The sequence below is a fragment of the Streptomyces griseoruber genome (assembly GCF_001514205.1).
In the GTDB taxonomy this organism is placed as follows: domain Bacteria; phylum Actinomycetota; class Actinomycetes; order Streptomycetales; family Streptomycetaceae; genus Streptomyces; species Streptomyces griseoruber.
The window spans coordinates 74611-92926 of the sequence record NZ_KQ948774.1 but is presented as its reverse complement, the minus strand read 5'-3'; the positions used below and the strand labels follow the sequence as shown (position 1 = coordinate 92926).

16 protein-coding genes are annotated in these 18316 nt (G+C 72.0%); 4 read left to right on the top strand and 12 right to left on the bottom strand.

Annotation, left to right across the window (positions count from 1 at the left end; genetic code table 11):
• Positions 1–70: 70 nt before the first annotated feature.
• From AQJ64_RS27955 to AQJ64_RS27945, 3 genes are all read right to left on the bottom strand, one after another.
• On the bottom strand, positions 71–574 hold the full coding sequence (locus tag AQJ64_RS27955) for a hypothetical protein (RefSeq protein WP_055633956.1): 504 nt from the start codon (positions 572–574) through the stop codon (positions 71–73).
• An 88-nt stretch (positions 575–662) separates the two neighbouring features.
• Positions 663–857: an acyl-CoA carboxylase subunit epsilon gene (locus AQJ64_RS27950; protein ID WP_055633957.1), complete on the bottom strand. Its 195-nt coding sequence runs from the start codon at positions 855–857 to the stop codon at positions 663–665.
• 57 nt (positions 858–914) lie between these two features.
• Positions 915–2519: an acyl-CoA carboxylase subunit beta gene (locus AQJ64_RS27945; RefSeq protein ID WP_055633958.1), complete on the bottom strand. Its 1605-nt coding sequence runs from the start codon at positions 2517–2519 to the stop codon at positions 915–917.
• Between the two features lie 328 nt (positions 2520–2847).
• Here AQJ64_RS27945 and AQJ64_RS27940 point away from each other — a divergent pair, with 328 nt between their 5' ends.
• The 3 genes from AQJ64_RS27940 to AQJ64_RS27930 all read left to right on the top strand — a co-directional run bounded on the left by AQJ64_RS27940 (position 2848) and on the right by AQJ64_RS27930 (position 5195).
• Positions 2848–3450, top strand: coding sequence for a YceI family protein (locus AQJ64_RS27940; RefSeq protein ID WP_055633959.1), 603 nt, complete (start codon positions 2848–2850; stop codon positions 3448–3450).
• A gap of 103 nt (positions 3451–3553) precedes the next feature.
• The gene (locus tag AQJ64_RS27935; RefSeq protein ID WP_055633960.1) at positions 3554–4192 is read left to right on the top strand and encodes a hypothetical protein; all 639 of its coding nucleotides are present in this window, start codon (positions 3554–3556) and stop codon (positions 4190–4192) included.
• A 217-nt stretch (positions 4193–4409) separates the two neighbouring features.
• Complete coding sequence (locus tag AQJ64_RS27930) at positions 4410–5195, top strand: S1 family peptidase (RefSeq protein WP_055633961.1); 786 nt, start codon at positions 4410–4412, stop codon at positions 5193–5195.
• Positions 5196–5308: 113 nt separating this feature from the next.
• Here AQJ64_RS27930 and AQJ64_RS27925 read toward each other — a convergent pair whose 3' ends face one another.
• Both AQJ64_RS27925 and AQJ64_RS27920 read right to left on the bottom strand, forming a co-directional pair.
• The gene (locus AQJ64_RS27925) at positions 5309–6655 is read right to left on the bottom strand and encodes a hypothetical protein (RefSeq protein WP_055633962.1); all 1347 of its coding nucleotides are present in this window, start codon (positions 6653–6655) and stop codon (positions 5309–5311) included.
• A 32-nt stretch (positions 6656–6687) separates the two neighbouring features.
• Positions 6688–9690: a glycoside hydrolase family 3 protein gene (locus tag AQJ64_RS27920; RefSeq protein ID WP_055633963.1), complete on the bottom strand. Its 3003-nt coding sequence runs from the start codon at positions 9688–9690 to the stop codon at positions 6688–6690.
• Between the two features lie 141 nt (positions 9691–9831).
• Between AQJ64_RS27920 and AQJ64_RS27915 the strand changes: the two genes are divergently transcribed.
• Complete coding sequence (locus AQJ64_RS27915; protein ID WP_055633964.1) at positions 9832–10437, top strand: GOLPH3/VPS74 family protein; 606 nt, start codon at positions 9832–9834, stop codon at positions 10435–10437.
• A gap of 6 nt (positions 10438–10443) precedes the next feature.
• Here the strand turns inward: AQJ64_RS27915 and cimA are convergent, their stop codons facing one another.
• The 7 genes from cimA to AQJ64_RS27880 form a co-directional block, all read right to left on the bottom strand.
• Positions 10444–12057 (bottom strand): citramalate synthase, encoded by a 1614-nt coding sequence (gene cimA / locus AQJ64_RS27910; RefSeq protein ID WP_055633965.1) that lies wholly within the window; start codon positions 12055–12057, stop codon positions 10444–10446.
• Positions 12058–12340: 283 nt separating this feature from the next.
• The gene (locus AQJ64_RS27905) at positions 12341–12940 is read right to left on the bottom strand and encodes a TetR/AcrR family transcriptional regulator (RefSeq protein ID WP_055633966.1); all 600 of its coding nucleotides are present in this window, start codon (positions 12938–12940) and stop codon (positions 12341–12343) included.
• Positions 12937–13434, bottom strand: coding sequence for a hypothetical protein (locus AQJ64_RS27900; protein WP_055633967.1), 498 nt, complete (start codon positions 13432–13434; stop codon positions 12937–12939). The genes AQJ64_RS27905 and AQJ64_RS27900 overlap by 4 nt, the downstream gene beginning before the upstream one ends.
• 9 nt (positions 13435–13443) lie before the next feature.
• A complete protein-coding gene (locus AQJ64_RS27895) occupies positions 13444–14493 on the bottom strand; it encodes an agmatine deiminase family protein (protein ID WP_055633968.1) in 1050 nt (349 codons plus the stop codon).
• Positions 14494–14545: 52 nt separating this feature from the next.
• Entirely contained in the window at positions 14546–16258 is a 1713-nt protein-coding gene (locus AQJ64_RS27890) for an urease subunit alpha (RefSeq protein WP_059203093.1), read from the bottom strand.
• Complete coding sequence (ureA, locus tag AQJ64_RS27885; RefSeq protein ID WP_055633977.1) at positions 16255–16959, bottom strand: urease subunit gamma; 705 nt, start codon at positions 16957–16959, stop codon at positions 16255–16257. Before ureA ends, AQJ64_RS27890 begins: the two co-directional genes overlap by 4 nt.
• A 164-nt stretch (positions 16960–17123) precedes the next feature.
• Positions 17124–18212, bottom strand: coding sequence for a branched-chain amino acid aminotransferase (locus tag AQJ64_RS27880; protein ID WP_055633970.1), 1089 nt, complete (start codon positions 18210–18212; stop codon positions 17124–17126).
• Between the last annotated feature and the right edge of the window lie 104 nt (positions 18213–18316).

The window sequence follows — 18316 nt, the reverse complement described above, 5'->3', positions numbered from 1 at the left end:
CATGAGAACGGCCCCTGCCCTCCCCGAGGGAGCGCAGGGGCCGTTCTCATGCGTACGTCCGGGAGGGGTCTCAGCCGGCGGCCCTCAGGAGCGCCTGCACGGAGCCCATCCCGTATTTGTCCTCGGTGCTGGAGAGCGCGGCGACCTCCAGCAGCAGCGGGCGGATGTCGACCCCGGCCCGCCGTGCCTGGGCACACAGGTCGTGCAGGGTGAGCAGTTCGTCGCGGGTGTCGTGGCCCTGGTCCCGGGCGGACAGGTGCAGCAGCTCCTGCCGGAACCCCTCGGCGGTGTGCGCGTACGGCAGGTGCGTGGCCCAGCGGAACGAGGAGCACCGCTCCAGCAGCGCGCGTACGGCGTCCCGGTCCTCGTCGTCCCCGTGCTCGTACCGGGCGAGCAGCTCGCGCAGCGCGGCCTCGGCGTCCGCCCGGACGCCCGCCTCGTCCAGCGGCCGGGGCCGCTCACGCATCCGGGTCTCCCAGTCGGGGTCGGTGGTGTCCACCGGTCGCTGGGCGATCGGCCTCAGCAGGGCGTCGATCCGCGCCACCCGGTCCACGAGATCCGTCGGCAGGCCCATGGTCCCTCCCTGGACGTGTGCACGGAGAAGGGCCCCTCTTTCGGCAGAGGGGCCCTTCTTCACGTACGAACGGCTGGAGCGGCGCAGCCTACCGCCAGCTGTGCGGGGCGCGGAAGCCGTTCTCGCGCTCCAGGCGGCGCCAGCCGGCCTTGCGGTGGGGACGGTGGGCCTGGGTGGGCTCGGAGGTGCGGGCGGCGGCGCGGGCCAGCAGGATCGCCGTGATGGCGGCGACTTCCTCGGGCTCGGCATGGCCCTTCTCGACGCGAATGTCGGGAGTGTTCATGGGTGTCAGTCTCCGTGAGAGAGGTTTCCGCAGAGGTATCGGGGAGAGTCCGCCGGGTTACTGCGGGGGGTTGCCGTGCTTGCGCGACGGCAGGTCGGCGTGCTTGGACTGGAGCATCGCGAGCGACTTGACGAGGATCTCGCGGGTCTCGGCGGGGTCGATGACGTCGTCGACCAGGCCGCGCTCGGCCGCGTAGTACGGGTGCATCAGCTCGGACTTGTACTCCTTGACCATGCGGGCCCGCATGGCCTCGGGGTCCTCGGCCTCGGCGATCTGACGCCGGAAGATGACGTTGGCGGCGCCCTCGGCACCCATCACGGCGATCTCGTTGGTGGGCCAGGCGTAGGTGAGGTCGGCGCCGATGGACTGGCTGTCCATGACGATGTACGCCCCGCCGTAGGCCTTGCGCAGGATGAGCGAGATCCGGGGCACGGTCGCGTTGCAGTAGGCGTACAGCAGCTTCGCGCCGTGGCGGATGATTCCACCGTGCTCCTGGTCGACGCCCGGGAGGAAGCCGGGGACGTCCAGAAGGGTGAGGATCGGGATGTTGAACGCGTCGCACATCTGCACGAAGCGGGCGGCCTTCTCCGAGGCCTCGATGTCCAGCACGCCGGCCAGGGACTGGGGCTGGTTGGCGACGATGCCGACGGCCTGGCCGTCGAGGCGGGCCAGCGCGCAGATGATGTTGCGGGCCCAGCGCTCGTGGACCTCGAGGTACTCGCCGTCGTCGACGATCTCCTCGATGACCTTGGTCATGTCGTAGGGCCGGTTGCCGTCGGCCGGGACCAGGTCGAGCAGCACGTCGCCGCGCCGGTCCGCCGGGTCGGTGGTGGCGACGCGCGGCGGGTTCTCGCGGTTGTTCTGCGGCAGCAGCGACAGGAGGTAGCGGACCTCCGCGATGCAGGTCTCCTCGTCGTCGTAGGCGAAGTGGCACACACCGGAGGTCTCGGCGTGCACGTCCGCGCCGCCGAGGCCGTTCTGGGTGATCTCCTCGCCGGTGACCGCCTTGACGACGTCCGGGCCGGTGATGAACATCTGCGAGGTCTCACGGACCATGAACACGAAGTCCGTCAGGGCGGGGCTGTAGGCCGCGCCGCCCGCACAGGGACCGAGCATCACCGAGATCTGCGGGATGACACCCGAGGCCTTGGTGTTGCGCTGGAAGATGCCGCCGTAGCCGGCGAGCGCGGAGACGCCCTCCTGGATCCGGGCGCCGGCGCCGTCGTTGAGCGACACCAGCGGCGCACCGGCCGCGATGGCCATGTCCATGATCTTGTGGATCTTCGTGGCGTGGGCCTCGCCCAGGGCGCCGCCGAAGATCCGGAAGTCATGGGCGTAGACGAAGACCGTACGGCCCTCCACCGTGCCCCAGCCGGTGATCACACCGTCCGTGTACGGCTTCTTCGTCTCCAGACCGAAACCGCTCGCCCGGTGCCGGCGCAGCTGCTCGACCTCCTGGAAGGAACCCGGGTCCACCAGCAGCTCGATCCGCTCCCGCGCGGTCAGCTTGCCCTTGGCGTGCTGCGCCTGGGTCGCCTTCTCGCTCGGGCCGGCCAGCGCCTGCGCGCGGATCCCGTGCAGCTCGGCCACACGCCCGCGAGCGTCCGTGGGCTCCGAGGGCACCGCGTCCGGTTCGCCCGTCGTCTCTTCCAAAACGGTCATGTAGCGACCTTACGAAGCCCACCAAGGAAAGCGAGACGTCGACTCCGTACAGTCCTCGGAGCGTTTTCCTGGTAGCACCGAACAGAACCATGGGGGTATGCAGGCGTTCTGACTGCTCAGGAGGCTTGTGGCTTGTGGAGGTCACACAAAGGCGGAGGATGAGACACCGTTCACATCCGGGCCCGCGGCGCGCCGTGGGGCATCCGCCGTCGGAGTGACGCGGCGAGCCTCATGGGGTGCGGGCCGGAATAGGCCGGGGGTCTCCTCCGTTAATGTGGTTGAATATTGAACAGAAGAGCGATCTTCTCGTCCCCTCAGGAGGCACGTCATGGGCATCTTCAGCCGCAAGGACACCGGCGAGAGCACCGCCGACGCCACGGTGACGCCGGACCTCGCCGCGGTCACCGGCGACTACTCGATCGACCCGGCACACTCCACGATCGGCTTCGTCGCCCGGCACGCGATGGTCACGAACGTCAAGGGCAAGTTCAACGACTTCACCGGGTCCCTGCACCTGGACGGCACCGACCCGTCGCGGTCCACCGCCTCCCTCGACGTGAAGATGGAGAGCATCGACACCGGGTCCGCCGACCGTGACGGCCACCTGAAGAGCGCGGACTTCTTCAAGACCGACGAGTTCCCGGCCATGACCTTCCGCTCCACCTCCGCCGAGGCGCTGGGCGGCGACGACTACCGGATCACCGGCGATCTGAGCATCCTCGGCGTGACGAAGCCGATCACGATCGACCTGGAGTTCAACGGCTCCGCCAAGGACCCGTTCGGCAACGAGCGCGCCGGCTTCGAGGGCAAGGCCGAGATCCTGCGCTCCGAGTGGGGCCTGACCTGGAACGCGGCGCTGGAGACCGGGGGCGTCCTGGTCTCGGACAAGATCAAGCTGAACTTCGACATCTCGGCGATCAAGAACGCGTGACCCGACGTCCGAGGTAGGGCAGAAAACCTCAGAAAGCAGCAGATGGCGGCCGGAAGCGGAATGCTCCCGGCCGCCATCTGTGAGCTGTGCCACAGTCGCGGTCATGAGCACCAGGACCGGACCCCAGCACTACCCGGGCGCACACCGCGACCACTGGTACCAGAGCACGTTCGGCGGTGACCGGATGGAGGTCAACGCCGTCGTTCTCCACACCACCGAGGGCCGTTCGCTGCCCGACTACCAGGGCGGCGCGAACGCGCCGAACCTCACGGCCGTGCCGGACTTCGGCGCCAAGCGGCTGCGGTGGTACCAGCACTTCGACATCGACGTCTCCTCGCGCGCGCTGGTCAATCTGCGCGGCGGGGTGGAGACGAACACCCTGAACGTCTGCCAGGTGGAACTCGTCGGCACCTGCGACCCCGAGCGCCACACCAAGTGGGGGACGGGCGAACCGGCGCACATCTACTGGCCCCAGGCGCCCGAGTGGGCACTGCGGGGCGTGGCGCGGTACCTGGCGTGGATGCACATCCACCACGACGTGCCGCTGCGCGGGCCGGCGCTGTGGCCGCCGTACCCGAGGTCCTCCGGGAACGGGGGCGGTCAGCGGATGAGCTTCCAGCGGTGGAACGCGTTCCGGGGAGTGTGCGGGCACATGCACGTACCGGAGAACACCCATGGCGATCCCGGAGCGATCGACTTCGAACAACTCCTGGACTACGCCAAGTCGGCAGCACAGGACTGACCGCGCCCCACGGACCCCACCGGCGGCCGCCGGCCGAGCGACGGCGGCCGCCGAGGTGCGGGCGGGTGGCCGAATCGGGGCCCTTGTGCGGGAGGTCGGCGGATTCCCATAATCCTGGGAATGGATTTGACCTGACCATGCCAGCGCATGGGTGTTTCTTTGCCTCGATGTATGACATGGGCACGTCAGACACCGAACCCCCCACGGAGGCAGCACCATGAAGAAGCTCCTCACCGCCCTCAAGAGACTCGCGGCCGTCGGCGCCGCCGCGCTCGCCGTCGCGAGCCTTCAGCCCGTGTCGGCCGCGCAGGCCGCCCCCTCCCCCGTCATCGGCGGAACCCGTGCCGCGCAGGGCGAGTTCCCGTTCATGGTCCGGCTCTCGATGGGCTGCGGCGGCGCGCTCTACACCCAGCAGATCGTGCTGACCGCCGCCCACTGCGTCAGCGGCACCGGCGCCAACACGAGCATCACCGCCACCGCCGGCGTGGTGGACCTCCAGTCCACCACCGGCCGGGTCCAGGTGCGGTCGACGTACGTCTACCGGGCCCCCGGCTACAACGGCAACGGCAAGGACTGGGCGCTGATCAAGCTCGCCCAGCCCATCAACCTGCCGACGCTGAAGATCGCCACGACCACGCAGTACAACACCGGCACCTTCACCGTCGCCGGCTGGGGCGCCGCCGTCGAGGGCGGGGCCCAGCAGCGCTACCTGCTCAAGGCCACGGTGCCGTTCATCAGCGACGCCACCTGCCGCGCGTACGGCGGCAGCTACAGCGGGCTGGTCGCGAGCGACGAGATCTGCGCCGGCTACGCCTCCGGCGGCGTCGACACCTGTCAGGGCGACTCCGGCGGCCCGATGTTCCGCCGGGACTCCGCGAACGAGTGGGTCCAGGTCGGCATCGTGAGCTGGGGCATCGGCTGCGCCCGGCCCAACGCGCCCGGTGTCTACTCCGAGGTGTCCACGTTCGCCTCGGCGATCGCCTCGGCGGCTGCCTCGCTCTAGCGGTCGCGCTTCGGGTGCGGGTGCGTGCGGGCTGGTCGGTCAGTTCCCCGCACCCCTGGGGGCGCTGCCTTCGGCGCGCCCCCCTCGCCCCCCCTTCTCAGGGGCTTCCCTTCTCAGAAGCCGCCGCCGAAGTCGCCGCCGCCTCCGAAGTCTCCCCCTCCGCCGAAGTCGCCGCCGCCCCCGCCGAAGTCGCCCGGGTCGAAGTCGGCGCCGGAGACGTCGCCGCCCTCGTAGCCGCCGAAGTCGCCGTATCCCGAGCCGAAGTCGCTCGCGTAGGACGGGGTGGCCATCAGGCCGCCGAGCATGGTGCCGACGAGCAGGCCGGGCAGCAGGCCGCCGCCGAAGTAGCCGCCGGCCCAGGGGCCGTAGGCGGGGCCGGCCTCCCAGTAGGGGCGGCGCCCGTGGTCGCTGTCCACCTCGCGGATCACCGGATCGCGGCCGTCGGCCAGCCGGGTGGCGTCCGCCGCGCAGACCGGCACCTCGCGCGGCGCGCCGCCGGGCGGGGTCCAGTCGGCGTCGGTGGTGGAGGGACCGTGGCGGGGGTCGAAGAAGCACGGCGGCCGGCGCTCGGGCAGGGGCCGCCGCTCACGCCGGGCGGCCAGCTGGGCGAGGGAGAAGCGGCCGTCCTCCAGGGCCTGGGTGACGGCCCGCACGTCCTCCGGTCTGTCCGCCGCGGCCATCGCCGACTTCGCCTGGTCGTAGGCGTCCAGCGCGCGTTCGTAGTCGGCGCGCATCGCGTCGTCGGCGCCCGGCTCGGCCGGGTGGAAGTCCAGGCGGTCCAGTTCCTCGCCGAAGGCGGTGATGTCCTCGTCGACCACCACCCGCAGCTTCTCCAGCGCCGCCCGCCGCTCCTCCTCGTGCCGGCTGCGGTTGCGCCGGACCAGGGTGTAGGCACCCGCGCCGCCCGCGACGAGGACCACCCCGGCGGTGACCAGACCGGCCGTGGAGATCCCGCCCCCGCCGCCGGAGGAGCCCCAGCTCGCGGGCGCCGAGCCGCGCATGGTCGGCAGGGCCCGGTCGGTGAAGTCGCCGAGCTGGGTGGCGGCGTCGGGCTCGTCCTGGACGCTGGTCACCAGGTTCCCCACGGCCGTGCGGGACAGCACGGCCGAGTCGGCGCGGGCGTCGAAGCGGTCGCCGAGGCGGATCGCGTACAGGCCGGTGACACCGGTGGCCGTGCGCAGGTCGGTGAAGAGCCGGGCGGTCGGGTAGCCGGCCGGGAGGACGGCGACGAACAGGGGTTTGTCCGCGTCCTCGATCCGCCGCCGCAGGGCGTCCGCGTCCGCCGAGGAGAGCTGGGCGGACGCGGCCGGGTCGACGTAGACGGGGCTCTCGCGCAGGGCGTCGGCGATCCTCGACACACTGGTCTCGGCCGCCGCCCGCGGTGCGAGCACGGTGAGGAGGGCCAGTGCCAGCGCCGCCAGCAGCACGGCAAGGCTTCGGGGCCGTACGACACCCTTCATATCTCGAAACTACCCGAAGCCTCCCAAACGGGTCACCCGGCGCGATAGGCCTCGATCAGCTTGCGCACCGCCCGGGCGTACCGCCCGGTCAGCAGTAGATGGTCGGCCTCGGCGAACGGTTTCGCCGAGGCGGCCGTGATCCGGTCGGCGATGCGCCGCTCGACGATCCGGCGGGCCTGCTCGACGGCGCTGCGGCCCGCCTGGGCGGTGTGCGCCCGCCCCGCCGCGTCCGCCAGCCGGTACAGGGCGGCGAGTCCGCCCCCGGGGGTCTTCGTCAGGGTCGTCAGACCCCAGCCGTACGGGTACTGCGGGTCGTACACCGGGTCGCCGACGTTGATCGGGAGCTGGGCCTCCGAGCGGGGCCAGGTCACCGGGAGCCGGCCGGTGAAGGGCCGGCGGCCGTAGAGGACGTCGGCCACGCCGTCGCCCTCCGTGCCCGGCAGCCAGGAGGCGACCAGGGCGTCGATCGGGCCGAGCCGGTCGCCGATCAGCTGGGGGCGCCCGGAGACGATCAGCACCGCGCACTTCATGGCCGCGCACACCCTGTCCACGGCCGCCCGGTCGGCGGGGCTCAGCTCCAGGTCGTTGCCGTTGCCGACGTCGCCGACGCCCTCGGCGTAGGGGGTCTCGCCGACGACGACCACACCGACGTCGTAGCCGGTCAGGGGTGCGGAGGCGTCCTTGGAGTACGTCACCGGGGCGCCCGTCCGCCGTATCCCCTCCAGGATCGTCGTGCCGGGGGTGGTGTTCCCGGAGGCTCCCTGCCAGGTGACCGTCCAGCCGCCGGTCTGGTTGCCGATGTCGTCGGCGTTCGATCCGGCGACGTACACCTTCTGCGTCTTCTTCAGGGGCAGCAGACCGCCGGAGTTCTTCAGCAGCACCTGCGACTCGGCGGCGGCCCGGCGGGCCACGGCCCGGTGGGCGGCGGAGCCGATGTCCGCGGCGCCACTGGTGTCGGCGTACGGGCGTTCGAAGAGGCCGAGGCGGATCTTCTGGGTGAGGATGCGGGAGACGGCGTCGTCGATCCGCCGCTCGGCGATCCGGCCCGCCGTCACCTCGTCGGTCAGCGTCCGGGTGAAGTCCTGGTAGGCGTACGGGACCATGATCATGTCCAGGCCGGCGTTGACCGACGTGCGGACGTCCGAGGCGTAGTCGCCGGGGAGCTGGTCGATGGCCGCCCAGTCGCTGATGACGAACCCGTCGAAGCCCATCCGGCCCTTCAGCACACCGTTGATCATGTCGGCGCGGGCGTGCATCTTCACCGGGCCCTGCCCGTCCCCCGCGATGTCGAGGGAGGAGTAGGAGGGCATGACCGTGCCGACACCGCGGTCGACCGCTTCCCGGTACGGCGCGAGATGGACGGCCTCCAGCTGCTTCCGGGTGACCTCGGTGACGCCCTGGTCGATGGTGTAGCTGCCGGTGGTGGAGGAGCCGTAGGTGGTGCCGCCGTCGCCGACGAAGTGCTTGGCGGTGGCGAGGACCTTGTCGTCGTCCTTCAAGTCCCGTCCGTCCGGGGCGCCCTGGAGGCCCTGGATCACCGTCTCCATGGACTCCACCAGCGCCGGGTCCTCACCGAAGGACTCGTAGGAGCGGCCCCAGCGTTCGTCGCGGGTGACGCACAGGCAGGGGGCGAAGTCCCAGGGGACACCGGTGGCGCGGACCTCGGCGGCGGTCACCTCTCCGGTGCGGTGGGCGAGTTGGGGATCCCGCGTCGCTCCGATGCCGATGTTGTGCGGCATGACCGTGGCGCCGACGAGGTTGTTGTGGCCGTGCACGGCGTCCACCCCGTAGATCAGCGGGATCTGGAACCTCGTGGCCCGCGTCCGGAGCTGGAAGGCGTCGATCATCTTCGCCCAGGCCTCGGGGGTGTTGGGCGTGGGCGTCGAGCCGCCGCCGGACAGCAGCGAGCCGAGGTCGTACGCGGCGATGTCGCCCGGCGCGGTCAGCGCGCCGCGCTCGGCCTGGGTCATCTGACCGGCCTTCTCCGCCAGGGACATCCGGGAGAGCAGATCGGCGACGCGCCGCTTCACCGGCAACTTGCTGTTCAGATACGGCAGTCCGTGCGCGTCGATCACGACCTGCGGGGTCTCGGCGGGGGCCTTGGCACCGGTGACCGTCAGGGTCAGGGGGATGGTCTCGGCGGCTTCGGCGGCCCGGTCCCGCAGGGTCGGGATCCGGACCGTGCGGGAGGTCCCGGAGGGGGTGCCCGCGGGGAAGGTGAGGGTGCCGGTGACCGGGGTGTAGTCCCGGCCGGGCTCGGCGGTGCCGTCGGCCGTCCCGTAGGTCACCGTCACGGGCTCGTCGACCGGTGCGGCACCGGTGGTGGCGAGGGTGACCCGGACCGTGGCCGCGCCGCCCTCGGCGACGGGGTACACGGCCGCGTCGGTGGTGACGGAGGCGCGCAGGGACTGGTCGGCGCGGCCGTAGAGCTCGACGCCGTCCATGGCGAAGTCGCCGCCGGCGCCGGTGGGGAGGGTGACCGCGTACCCCCACATCTGCGTCAGTCCGAGGACGTGGTCGATGCCGCCGACCGGCTGGTAGTCGGTGCGGTACCGGAAGTCGGCGAAGGGGATCTCGATGCGCTTCCAGCCGGTGAAGTCGTCGGTGAAGGACGTCGTCCACAGTTCGGAGGCCTCACCGTGGGCGCCGCCGTCCTTGATCTCGAAGGCGATCCTGCGGCCGTCGCCGTGTCCCTGCCACCAGAACCGGATGCCCTGGTGGGCGGACCAGTCGTGGGCGGGTCCGGTGGCGGCGTAGTCGTGGGTGAAGCCGCCCCAGCCGCTGATGTCGTAGTCGCCGGTGAGGACCCGCTCGCCCTCGGGGGCGTCGGCGCGGTCGGCCAGCCGGAGCGCGGGCGGGTCGTCGGCGTCGCTGCCCCAGGTGAAGATGCCCTCGGCGGGCTGGGACGCGAAGGGGACCTCGCCCTCGAAGCGGTCGACGGGGGTCGGGGCGGGGTCGGCGGCGGCACGGACGGCGGTCGGGGACAGCAGCGCGGCGAACAGTGCAGTGGAGACGAGCAGGGCGGTTCTCGGCATGGACCTTCCCTCGGCTCTCGGATTCACTCAGGACTTAGATCACGCCGTGAGTTAACTAACGGCCCGCAGGCCCGTCAAGAGGTGTTCTCGCCCCGGGCCGGGGACGGGGGGATCATGGGGGCAACCGACCTGGAGTCCGCCATGACCACTGCGCGCGATCTGCTGATCGTCTCCCTCGACGTCCCGTCCGCCCGGCCCGTCGAGCGGGGCGACCTCTCCCTGGCCCTCGCGGGGGCCGAGCTGGCCGACCTGCTCGCCGCCGAGGCGGTCACGCTGGACGACGACCGCATCGTGCCCGGGCTGCCGCCGGCCACGGACGACCGGCTGCTGGCCGAGGCCGGTGCGGCCCTCGTCCGGCAGCCGCCGCACGAGTCGGTCGAGGACTGGCTGTGGCGCCGCGGGGACGGGCTCGCCCAGACCTACGCCAACGAACTGGAGACGGAGGAGCGGGCCGGCCGGCCCCGGTACCGGCTGCTGGCGCCGAGGAACGGCCGCGAGGTCGCCGCGGAGGCGCCGGACCGGGCCCGCGCGACCGAGCGCTGGACCTCCCGCGAGCCCGTCCTCGCCTCGCTCGCCGCCGCTCTGGGCATCCCCGAGGGAGCGGCGGACGAGCCGCCGGTCCCGGCGGACGAGGCGGTGGTGACCGTGCTCGCGGCGGTCAACGGCGCGCTGACGGAGCTGGAGGCCGTACGGCAGCGGCGGCGCGTCGAGGACGCGGCCTTCGACAACGTGTGGCGGGGGTTCTGACGCCGGTCACTCGGCCGGCTGGACTCCGGCCTTCAGCAGGCCGTACGTGTAGGCGTCCTCCAGGGCCTGCCAGGAGGCCGCGATGACGTTCTCCGCGACGCCGACCGTGGACCACTCGCCGGTCCCGTCGGCCGTGGAGATCAGGACGCGGGTGGTGGACTCGGTGCCGTGGACGCCCTCGAGGATACGGACCTTGTAGTCGACCAGGTCGAGCTTGGCGAGCTGGGGGTAGATCTTCTCCAGCCCGACCCGCAGGGCCCGGTCGAGGGCGTTCACCGGGCCGTTGCCCTCGGCGGTGGCGACGATCCGCTCGCCCTTGGCCCACAGCTTGACGGTGGCCTCGTTGGCGTGGGTGCCGTCGGGGCGGTCCTCGACGATGGCCCGCCAGGACTCCACCTCGAAGTAGCGCAGCGGCTTGCCGCCCTGGACCTCGGTGCGCAGCAGCAGCTCGAAGGACGCGTCGGCCGCTTCGTACGTGTAGCCCTTGAGCTCGCGCTCCTTGACCCGCTCCACGACCCGGCCGACCAGCTCGCGGTCGCCGCCGAGGTCGACGCCGAGTTCCTTGCCCTTGAGCTCGACCGAGGCCCGGCCGGCCATGTCGGAGACCAGCATGCGCATGGTGTTGCCGACCAGCTCGGGGTCGATGTGCTGGTACAGGTCCGGGTCGACCTTGATGGCGGAGGCGTGCAGTCCGGCCTTGTGGGCGAAGGCGGAGACGCCGACGTAGGGCTGGTGGGTGGAGGGGGTGAGGTTGACGACCTCGGCGATGGCGTGCGAGATCCGGGTCATCTCGCGCAGCCGGCCCTCGGGGAGGACCTTCTTGCCGTACTTCAGTTCCAGGGCGGCGACGACCGGGAAGAGGTTGGCGTTGCCGACGCGCTCGCCGTAGCCGTTCGCCGTGCACTGGACGTGGGTGGCGCCGGCGTCCACGGCGGCGAGGGTGTTGGCGACCGCGCAGCCGGTGTCGTCCTGGGCGTGGATGCCGAGCCGGGCGCCGGTGTCGGCGAGCACGGTGGAGACGACCGCCTGGACCTGGGCGGGGAGCATGCCGCCGTTGGTGTCACAGAGGATGACGACGTCGGCGCCGGCCTCCGAGGCCGCCCGGACGACCGCCTTCGCGTACTCGGGGTTGGCGCGGTAGCCGTCGAAGAAGTGCTCGCAGTCGACGAAGACCCGGCGGCCCTGCTCGCGCAGGAAGGAGACGGTGTCGCGGACCATCTCCAGGTTCTCGTCCAGGGTGGTGCGCAGGGCCAGCTCGACATGCCGGTCGTGGGACTTGGCGACCAGGGTGATGACCCCGGCCCCGGAGTCCAGGAGCGCCTTGACCTGCGGGTCCTCGGAGGCCTTGGCGCCCGCGCGGCGGGTCGCGCCGAAGGCGACCAGCTGGGCGTGCTTGAAGTCGATCTCCTGCTGGGCGCGGGCGAAGAACTCGGTGTCGCGGGGGTTGGCGCCGGGCCAGCCGCCCTCGATGAAGCCGACGCCGAAGTCGTCCAGGTGCCGTGCGATCGCGAGCTTGTCGGCGACGGTGAGGTTGATGCCCTCCCGCTGGGCGCCGTCGCGCAGAGTGGTGTCGAAGACGTGGAACGAGTCGTCGAGCTCGCTGGTTGCCGTCTCGGTCATGGTCTCAAGGCTCCTGTTGTGGATCTTCGGTCTTACCGGAATGACCGGCTCCACCGTCCCCATGGTCCCTCGTGCGCTCGCTCCCGGCTGTGGGTGGGCCAGAAAAGCGAAAAACCTCTCGCGGGTGCGAGAGGTCTGCGCGCGGGTCGAGGACGACGGTGGCCACCCGTACCTGGTCGTACGTGGCGGTCACTGCGGACCGGCGCGCCTGCTGCCAATAATCATGGCGAACGAGAACACGGGGGCAGTCTGGCACAAGCCGGACCGCCATGAGCCGGGCGTCTCAGGATGCGGGAAGCGAGGCGTCCAGGAACTCGCGCACATGCGCCAGCACCTGCTGCCGGTCCGTGCCGCGCAGTCCGATCGCCACATGGATGGAGAAACCGTCCAGCAGCGCCCGCAGCCGGGCCGCGTACCGGTCGGGGTCGACCGGGCGGAACTCGCCGCGGGACACCCCTTCCGCGAGCACGGCCACGAGGTCGCGGTGCCAGGCCCCCTCGATGGCGGCCTGCCGGTCGCGGGCGGTGTCGTCGGCGTTCTGCGAGCGGTTCCAGACCTCCAGCCAGAGCGTCCAGTGCGGATCGCGGTGCCCGTCGGGGACGTACAGGTCGACATAGGCGTCGAGCCGCTCGCGGGCGCCCGCGGGCCCGGTCAGCAGCCGCGCCCGCTCTGCACCCAGCCGGCCCTCGCTCCACTCCAGGGTCTGCAGCAGCAGCTCGTCCTTGGAGTGGAAGTAGTAGAGCAGATGCCCACTGCTCATCCCGACCTCACGGCCGAGCCCGGCCATGGTGAGCTTCTCCAGCCCGCGTTCGGCGATCATCTCCATGGCCGCGGTGAGGATCCGCTCACGCGGCGGGGCCGGGGTGCGGCGGGCGGAGCTCATACGGGGGTCACCCGCACGGCGTCGGGCAGGAAGTGGAACTCGTACGGGACGTAACAGTCGCTGAACAGGGTCCCGACCACCGCGCCGCAGGCCCCGCACACCTGGTTGGGGCCCTCCTGCCCGGGTGCGCCACAGCAGCCGGACTCCGACGACTCGGGGTTGCGGGCCAGTCGCCCAGCGGTGTCCTCGGGGTGCGTCACCAAGGTGTCGCGCGGCCCGGCCGACATCAGGCACCCGTCGCCGTCGGGGTCCGACATGCACAGCCCCGGGATCGCCGCCCCGGTCCATTCCGGATCCGGATGCGGCACGAACGGCGCCCCGGACGGTTCCGGGTCCACCGCGTAGGCGCCCCGCGGCACGGTCGACGGGGCGTGCCGCGAGCCGTCCGGATTCTTCAGCCCCTCGTAGACCGGACGCCGGGGCAGTTCGGGCAGCCGCAGCAGCGGCTCGGTGAGTCGATGGCCGCAGGCCGTGCAGCACAGCAGTACGTTCACGCGTACGTTCTACCCGACCCGGGGCTTCGGCTGCTGCTGGGTGATGCAGTGGATGCCGCCGCCGCCCGCGAAGATCGTGCGGGCGTCGACCAGGGTGACCGCGCGGTCGGGGAAGAGGCGGCGGAAGATGTCGGCGGCGAGGGCGTCGCGGGGGTCGTCGAAGGCGCAGAGGACGACCCCGCCGTTGCAGAGGTAGTGGTTGATGTAGGAGTAGTCGGCCCAGTGGCCGTCGGCCTCCAGGACGGTGGGGGCGGGGACGTCGACGACCTCCAGGCGGCGGCCCCGGGCGTCGGTCGCGGCGCGGAGGATGCCGATGACCTCCTCGGCGACCTCGTGGTCGGGGTGGGCCGGGTCGGGCTGGCGGTGCGCCACGACCACGCCGGGGGCGGCGAAGGCGGCGACGATGTCGACGTGGCCGAGGGTGCCGTAGCCGTGCGGGGGGTAGTCGCCGGTCAGGCCGCGCGGCAGCCAGATCGCCTTGCGGGTGCCGAGCATGGCGTGGACCTCGGCCTCGGCCTCCTCGCGGGTCCAGCCGGGGTTGCGTTCCGGGCCGAGCTGGACGGTCTCCGTGAGCAGGACCGTCCCCTCGCCGTCGACATGGATCGCGCCGCCCTCGTTGACCAGCCGCGAGGCGTACGTGCGCGCCCCCGCGAGGTCGGCGACGTGCGCGGCGATCTTCGCGTCGTGTTCCCAGCGGGCCCAGTGCTGGGCGCCCCAGCCGTTGAACGTCCAGTCGACGGCGGCGAGTCCACCGCGGTCGTCGGTCAGGAACGTGGGGCCGATGTCACGCATCCAGGCGTCGTCGAGGTCGCGTTCGACGAGGTCCACCTCGGGGCCGAGGAGCGCGGCGGCCGCCGCGGACTGTCCCGGTCCGCACACCACCGTGACCGGTTCGAAGCGGCGGACCGTACGGGCGACCGGCGCCCAGGCGGAGCGGGCGGCGGCGAGTTCCCCGTCGTCGGCGAAGGTGTCGTTGGGGCCCGGCCAGGCCATCCAGGTGCGTTCGTGCGGGGTCCACTCGGCGGGCATGCGGAAGCCGTCGGCGGCGGGTGTGGTCATGTCCGGTGTCCTTGGGAAAGGGGTCTTGTCGGAAGAATCGGGAGGAGGGGTCTCAGAGGAAGTACAGGCGGTTGAGGGAGACGGACTCGGCCGGTGCGCAGTGCAGGGGCTCGCCGTCGAGGGTGACCAGGCCGGTGCGCCGGTCCACGTCGACCGCTCCGGTACGGGAGTTGAGGCGCAGGTCGGCCGGGCCGATCCCGCGGGTGCCGCGGACGGCGACCCGGCGGCGGCGGGTCGGCATCCGGTCGTGGCCCTGGTCCAGGGCGGCCTGCGCGACGAAGGCCACGGAGAGGTCGGCGGGGGTCGCGCCGTACGCCCCGAACTGCGGCCCCAGGACGAGGGGTTCGCAGTCGTCGGTGGCCGCGTTCGGGTCGCCCGTCACGCCGTACGCCGGGAAGCCGGCCTTGAGGACGAGCTGCGGCTTGGCGCCGAAGTACTCCGGGCGCCACAGCACGATGTCGGCGAGCTTGCCGACCTCGATCGAGCCGACCTCGTGCGCGAGGCCGTGCGCGATGGCCGGGTTGATGGTCAGCTTGGCGATGTACCGCAGGACGCGCTCGTTGTCGTGCCCGTCGTCCGGGCCGCCGAACTCGGCCTTCATCTTCCCGGCCATGGCGAAGGTCCGGCGGACCGTCTCCCCCGCCCGGCCCATGCCCTGGGCGTCGGAGGAGGTGATGCCGATCGCGCCCAGGTCGTGCAGGACGTCCTCGGCGCCCATGGTTCCGGCGCGGATGCGGTCGCGGGCCATGGCCGCGTCGCCGGGCAGGTCGGTCTTGAGGTCGTGGACGGAGACGATCATGCCGTAGTGCTCGGCGACGGCGTCCCGGCCGAAGGGGAGCGTGGGGTTGGTCGAGGAGCCGATGACGTTCGGGACGCCGGCCATCTTCAGCACGTTGGGGACGTGTCCGCCGCCGCAGCCCTCGATGTGGAAGGCATGGATGGTCCGGCCCTCCAGCACCCTGAGGGTGTCCTCGACGGAGAGGCACTCGTTCAGGCCGTCGCTGTGCAGGGCGACCTGGACGTCGTGCTCCTCGGCGACGCGCAGGGCCGTGTCCAGCGCCCTGGTGTGGGCGCCCATGTCCTCGTGCACCTTGAATCCGGAGGCGCCGCCCTCGGCCAGCGCCTCCACCAGGGGCGCCGCGTGGGAGGACGAACCCCGGCCCAGGAAGCCGATGTTGACCGGCCAGGCGTCGAACGCGCCGAACGCGTGCCGCAGCGCCCAGGGCGAGTTGACGCCGACGCCCCATACCGGCCCGAACTCCTGCCCGATGACCGTGGTGACGCCGGAGGCCAGCGAGGCCTCCATGATCCGCGGCGACAGCAGATGGACATGGGTGTCGACGGCCCCGGCGGTGGCGATCAGCCCCTCGCCGGAGACGATGGAGGTCCCGGTGCCGACGACCACGTCGACCCCGTCGAGGGTGTCGGGGTTCCCGGCCCGCCCGATGGCGTGGATCCGGCCCTCGCGGATGCCGAGGGACACCTTGCGGACGCCGAGGACGGCGTCGATCACCACGACGTTGCTGATCACGACGTCACAGGTGTCGCGGACGGCGGCGGCCTTCAGATGCAGTCCGTCGCGGGCGGTCTTGCCGAAGCCGGCCAGGAACTCGTCGCCGGGGCGCTGGGAGTCGGACTCCACCCGGACGACGAGTCCCGAGTCGCCGAGGCGGACCCGGTCGCCGGCGCGGGGGCCGTGGGTGGCGGCGTACTCGTACGGGGTGAGGCGGCGGGCCTCGGCGGGGTGGCCTCCGGGGCGGCTCATCGCGCGTCCTCCCGCGCCGGGCTCTCCGGTACGCCGAGGTAGCCGCAGGCGGCGGCGCGGCGCAGCGCCTCCTCGCGGGCGCCGGGCGCGTCCAGCGGTCCGTCGACGAGACCGGCGAAGCCGATGGCGACGCGGGCGCCGCCGATCGGCAGGAGGCCGATCTCCAGCGTCTCTCCCGGCCCGAACCGCACCGAGGAGCCCGCGGGCACGGCCGGCCGCATGCCGTAGGCGGCCGTACGGTCGAAGGCGAGCCGCGGGTTGGCCTCGAAGAAGTGGAAGTGGGAGGTGACGGAGACGGGCACGTCGGCGGTGTTGGTCACGGTCAGCCGGACGGTCGCCCCGGGCTCCTGGTGCGCGGGGCCGGGCAGCAGGGCGCCGGGGGCGCGGTCGCCGAGTCCGCCGCCGATCGGGTCGCAGACCACCGCGAGCCGGGAGCCGTCGTCGAAGACGGCTTCGACGTGCACCTCGGTGACGATGTCCGCCACGCCCGGCAGTACGTCGTCCGGGCCGAGCACCGAGCGGGCGCGCTCGATCGCCTCGGCCAGCCGCAGCCCGTCCCGGGCCGCCTCGCAGACGGTGTCCGCGACGAGCGCGGTCGCCTCGGGCACGTTGAGCCGCAGCCCGCGTGCCCTTCTGGCCCGGGCCAGCTCGGCGGCGCCGAAGAGCAGCAGGCGGTCGCGTTCGGTGGGGGTGAGTCGCACGGTGACCTCCGATGGTTCGAGCGTCACTCTAAGCTGCTCAGCATGAAGATCGTAAGACTTCCGTACGACTGGTTCGAGTGACGCTCCATACGGGGTGATCCCCGAAAGACGCGGCAGGGCCGCCCCCGGATGTCGGGAGCGGCCCCGGGCAGGGATGCGGTGGCTCAGCCCAGCGGGTGCATCCAGCCGTGCCGGTCCTCGGCCGTGCCGCGCTGGATGTCCAGCAGTGCCTGGCGGAGCTTCAGGGTGACCTCGCCGGGCTCGCCGCCCGACTGCCGCCACTCGGCGCCGGTGCGCTTGACCGTGCCGACCGGGGTGATCACGGCGGCGGTGCCGCAGGCGAAGACCTCGGTCAGGGTGCCGTTCTCCGAGTCGCGCTGCCACTGGTCGACGGAGACCCGGCCCTCCTCGGCCTCGTAGCCGAGGTCGCGGGCGACGGTGAGCAGGGAGTCACGGGTGACGCCCTCCAGGATGGAGCCGGTCAGCGACGGCGTGATGATCTTGTTGCCGTAGACGAAGTAGAGGTTCATGCCGCCGAGCTCCTCGACCCAGGTGCGCTCGACCGCGTCGAGGTAGCAGACCTGGGCGCAGCCCTGCGCGGCGGCCTCGGCCTGGGCGAGCAGGGAGGCGGCGTAGTTGCCGCCGGTCTTGGCGTCGCCCATGCCGCCGGGGACGGCGCGGACATGGTCCTCGGAGACCCAGATGGAGACGGGCTTCACGCCGCCCGGGAAGTAGGCGCCGGCCGGGGAGGCGATGACCAGGAACAGGTACTCGTTGGCCGGCTTCACGCCCAGCCCGACCTCGGTCGCGATCATGAAGGGGCGCAGGTAGAGGGACTCCTCGCCACCGTGCGCGGGCACCCAGTCCTTGTCCTGGGCGACCAGGACGTCACAGGCCTCGATGAAGGTCTCGACCGGCAGCTCGGGCATGGCCAGCCGGCGGGCGGAGGCCTGGAAGCGCAGGGCGTTCTTGTCCGGGCGGAAGGTGGCGACGGAGCCGTCGGGGCGGCGATAGGCCTTGAGGCCCTCGAAGATCTCCTGGGCGTAGTGCAGGACGTTGGTCGCCGGGTCGAGCGGGATCGGCGCGTACGGGACGAGCTGGCCGTCGTGCCAGCCGCGGCCCTCGGTCCACTTGATCGTCACCATGTGGTCGGTGAAGTGGCGGCCGAACCCGGGGTTCGCCAGGACCGCCTCGCGCTCGGCGGCGGCGGTGGGGCTGGCGGAGGGCTTGAGCTCGATCGTGGGCGTCGTCATGAGTGGTTGTCCTTCACCGGTTGTAGTGACGGGCCGCGCTCACGCCCGTACGGCCGGTGGCCAGTAGTAGGACGTCCGAGCATTGCCTCATTCCGCGGCTCCGC

What these genes read in the sequence shown, in the direction of transcription:
- AQJ64_RS27905 (WP_055633966.1), bottom strand. Translation starts at nt 12,940, where the DNA reads ATGAGCTCCGCCCGCCGCACCCCGGCCCCGCCGCGTGAGCGGATCCTC.
- AQJ64_RS27915 (WP_055633964.1), top strand. Translation starts at nt 9,832, where the DNA reads ATGACCACTGCGCGCGATCTGCTGATCGTCTCCCTCGACGTCCCGTCC.
- AQJ64_RS27880 (WP_055633970.1), bottom strand. Translation starts at nt 18,212, where the DNA reads ATGACGACGCCCACGATCGAGCTCAAGCCCTCCGCCAGCCCCACCGCC.
- AQJ64_RS27925 (WP_055633962.1), bottom strand. Translation starts at nt 6,655, where the DNA reads ATGAAGGGTGTCGTACGGCCCCGAAGCCTTGCCGTGCTGCTGGCGGCG.
- AQJ64_RS27940 (WP_055633959.1), top strand. Translation starts at nt 2,848, where the DNA reads ATGGGCATCTTCAGCCGCAAGGACACCGGCGAGAGCACCGCCGACGCC.
- AQJ64_RS27890 (WP_059203093.1), bottom strand. Translation starts at nt 16,258, where the DNA reads ATGAGCCGCCCCGGAGGCCACCCCGCCGAGGCCCGCCGCCTCACCCCG.
- AQJ64_RS27895 (WP_055633968.1), bottom strand. Translation starts at nt 14,493, where the DNA reads ATGACCACACCCGCCGCCGACGGCTTCCGCATGCCCGCCGAGTGGACC.
- AQJ64_RS27930 (WP_055633961.1), top strand. Translation starts at nt 4,410, where the DNA reads ATGAAGAAGCTCCTCACCGCCCTCAAGAGACTCGCGGCCGTCGGCGCC.
- AQJ64_RS27955 (WP_055633956.1), bottom strand. Translation starts at nt 574, where the DNA reads ATGGGCCTGCCGACGGATCTCGTGGACCGGGTGGCGCGGATCGACGCC.
- AQJ64_RS27945 (WP_055633958.1), bottom strand. Translation starts at nt 2,519, where the DNA reads ATGACCGTTTTGGAAGAGACGACGGGCGAACCGGACGCGGTGCCCTCG.
- AQJ64_RS27920 (WP_055633963.1), bottom strand. Translation starts at nt 9,690, where the DNA reads ATGCCGAGAACCGCCCTGCTCGTCTCCACTGCACTGTTCGCCGCGCTG.
- AQJ64_RS27950 (WP_055633957.1), bottom strand. Translation starts at nt 857, where the DNA reads ATGAACACTCCCGACATTCGCGTCGAGAAGGGCCATGCCGAGCCCGAG.
- cimA (WP_055633965.1), bottom strand. Translation starts at nt 12,057, where the DNA reads ATGACCGAGACGGCAACCAGCGAGCTCGACGACTCGTTCCACGTCTTC.
- AQJ64_RS27935 (WP_055633960.1), top strand. Translation starts at nt 3,554, where the DNA reads ATGAGCACCAGGACCGGACCCCAGCACTACCCGGGCGCACACCGCGAC.